Source organism: Limimaricola soesokkakensis (genome assembly GCF_900172345.1).
GTDB classification, from domain to species: domain Bacteria; phylum Pseudomonadota; class Alphaproteobacteria; order Rhodobacterales; family Rhodobacteraceae; genus Limimaricola; species Limimaricola soesokkakensis.
This window is the reverse complement of the sequence record NZ_FWFY01000038.1, coordinates 1-1,211: the sequence shown is the minus strand read 5'-3', so window position 1 is coordinate 1,211 and position 1,211 is coordinate 1. Positions and strand designations below refer to the sequence as shown.

At 69.7% G+C, this 1,211-nt stretch carries 1 protein-coding gene; it reads left to right on the top strand.

Features of this window, described 5'->3' with window-relative positions; genetic code table 11:
• On the top strand, positions 1 to 1,211 hold a 1,211-nt coding region (locus LOS8367_RS18565; protein ID WP_085898011.1), incomplete at both ends, for a flagellar hook protein FlgE.

The window sequence follows — 1,211 nt, the reverse complement described above, 5'->3', positions numbered from 1 at the left end:
TCCACGGCGGTGGGCCGGATCTCGGAGAACATCGCCAACGCCAACACCGACGGCTACCGGCGCAGCTTCGTGCAGATGGTCACCACCAGCACGCTGAGCGACAATGCCGGCATCTCGCCCTCGGGCGTGCGTGCGGTTCAGGGTTCGGATGTCAGCACAGGCGGCGCCGTGCGCGCCAACAACAGCGCCACCGATCTGGCGATCGGCGGGCAGGGCTTCTTCGTGGTCTCCAAGCAGCCGGGCGAGACCAACGAGGCGAACTTCATGCTGACCCGCGCCGGCTCGTTCCTGCCCGACGAGAACGGCGATCTGCGCAACGCCGCCGGCTACTACCTCGCGGGCTTTCCCTACGACCAGACCGCCTCGATCGGCAATGTCGACCGCAACCAGTTCGGCGATCTGCGGACCGTCAATCTCGGCAGCCTGTCGCAGACCGGCTCGCCCACCGGCGAGATGACCGTCAGCGGCAACATCCCGGCCCAGCAGACCGGGCTGGCCACCCCGGGCGAGCCGTTCCTCAGCTCGGCCGAGTATTACAGCCCGCTGGGCGAGGCCGAGCGGATGCAGTTCTCCTGGCAGCCCAGCGCCACCGCCAGCCAGTGGACGCTCAGCATCTCCGGCGCCGACGGCGCGCAATACGGCGAGGTCACCGTCGACTTCCACGACAGCGGCCCGCTCGCGGGGGCGCCGCGGCTCTATTCGAACGCCACCTCCAACGCCGTGGCGCCGGCGGGCTTCGTCTTCGATGCCGCCACCGGCATCGCGACGCTGACCGTCGACAACGGCGCCGTGCCGCAGACCATCGAGGTGGCGATCGGCGCGCCCGACAGCCACACCGGCATGACCCAGTTCGCCGGCGACTACTCGGCGCTCAAGATCGGCGCCGACGGCGCCGAGAGCGGCGTGCTGGTGCGCACCGAGATCGACGAGCGCGGCGACGTCTACGGCGTGTTCAACAATGGCAGCCGCAAGCCGCTCTACAACATCCCGCTGGCCGAGGTCGCCAACCCCGACGGGCTGCTGGCCGCCGACGGCAACGCCTACGTGCTGTCGCGCAACTCCGGCAAGTTCAGCCTGAACCAGGCCGGCGAGGGCTCGGCCGGCGGGCTGACCGCCGGGGCGCTGGAGAGCTCCAACGTCGAGGTGGCCCAGGAGCTGACCGACCTGATCAGCACCCAGCGCGCCTATTCCTCCAACGCCAAGATCGTCAC